Below are 1753 nucleotides of genomic sequence, written 5' to 3' on the forward strand. Positions count from 1 at the left end.
GCCGAAGCGACAGACTAGCAGCGAAATCGAAAGCCTCAATTGACTTGCCCTTACCACACTTTGAGCCAGTCATATTCACCGCCATCCAACACTGAAAACCAATGAGGCAACCCACGAATTTTGGCATGTTTTACGGTTGAAGAGATTCAAGGATTTGAGCCGACAATACCAAGTTGCCGACTTAGAAAAACGAATACTCAAAGAGAACTAAGAAGATGAGAACAAAGAACTTTTCTGCCCGTCGCCTAACGCCGCGTTAAGTGGTGAACAACGCCAACCACCAAACTTAAACCATTCTACCTTAAACACTTAACCTGTCTTTAACTAAAATCGCCAAGCGTTGTGAATCCGCCTTAAACGCCTTGTTAGGCGAAGTTTTCCACCAGTGTTTAAGTTGTTTTGAAAGCAGACTACCCGAAACCAAATAAGCAACCAAACACCCACTGACTTTTTGTGATTCAAGAACCACAAAACTCACTATGTTTCAGCCAAAATTCCAACGACCACGAAATGCGAATTTGCAGCGACTAAGTAATTTTTGAAGCGGAGAAACTAACAACTACGAGCTAATAGCAAAAATGAAAGCTACGATTAACTTGCCCTTTCCACACTTTGAGCCAGTTAAACTCACAACCAAGCGACTGTGAAAACCAATGAGGCAACCAACGAACATTGGCATGTTTTACGGCTGGACAGATTCAAGAATTTGAGCCGACAATACTGAGTTGCCGACTTAGAAAAACGAATACTCAAAGAGGATTAAGAAGGTGAGAATAAAGAACTTTTCTGCCCATCGCCTAACGCCGCGTTAAGTGGTGAGCAACGCTACCACCAGACTTAAACTATTGTGCCGTAAACACTAAAGCTGACTTAAACTTAAATTGCCAAGCGTTGTGAATCCGTCTTAAACGCCTTGTTATGCGCCTGAATTAGAAGACAATACCTGCTCCAATTTCACGCTCTCTTCGTCAGAAAAAGTAACGTAGCCGATTGGGATATCACTGTCCAAGCTGCTAATAATATGCTCGGCGCTTTCTAAGCCAAAACCGCCACATAGTTCGATAACTTGGATTCCACTTTCAATCATTCTTTTGGCAATAAGAATAGCTTCTTCATCACTACTTACACCAACAACTTGAGTCGAAAATCCAGACGTATTTAAAGCTGTTGAATCGCGATTAAAATCGTAGCTCTCTGCCTTTACGATAAAACCATACTGCTTAATCATATTTACCTCCTAAATATCGATTATCTGTTGGCGCATAACGCCGCGTTAAGTGGTGAGCAACGCTACCACCTAACCTAAACCATTGTGACATAAACACTTAACCCAAAGTAAGCCGAAAATGCCAAGCGTTGGGAATCCGTCTTAAACGCTTTGTTATACCGATGCTTCCGTGACTTGAGACAGAGCTTTTTTAAGGAGAAGGTACGAAATAACGCTACCTACACCAGGTAGAAGAAGGGACAACACGAGAACTAAAAATTTTGTACCTTTCTTAATCTTACGTGAATCGAATATCAAAACCATCACTGGACTGAACCACACGAATAGAAACAATAAGAATTGAAAAGATAATGAAGCCTCGAAAAGCTCATCTCGTCCAACGTACAAGCCAAAGAATGCAGCAGTTAGGCTACCGAGTATTGCAATGAAAAAGCTGTAGATTGAAAACTGAAGTATTTTCATATAAACAAATGCCTATGTAATTTACTCAAACTATATCACCGAGCAGATACATTGCCTATAGGT

Annotated in this window: 1 protein-coding gene; it reads right to left on the bottom strand. The window is 41.1% G+C overall.

Annotated features, from left to right (window positions below; genetic code table 11):
- Positions 1-916 precede the first annotated feature (916 nt).
- A complete protein-coding gene (locus tag OH458_RS21890) occupies positions 917-1228 on the bottom strand; it encodes a DUF6506 family protein (RefSeq protein WP_269979849.1) in 312 nt (103 codons plus the stop codon).
- Between the last annotated feature and the right edge of the window lie 525 nt (positions 1229-1753).

This window comes from Vibrio sp. MarTm2 (assembly GCF_027587055.1).
GTDB classification, from domain to species: Bacteria; Pseudomonadota; Gammaproteobacteria; order Enterobacterales; family Vibrionaceae; genus Vibrio; species Vibrio sinaloensis_D.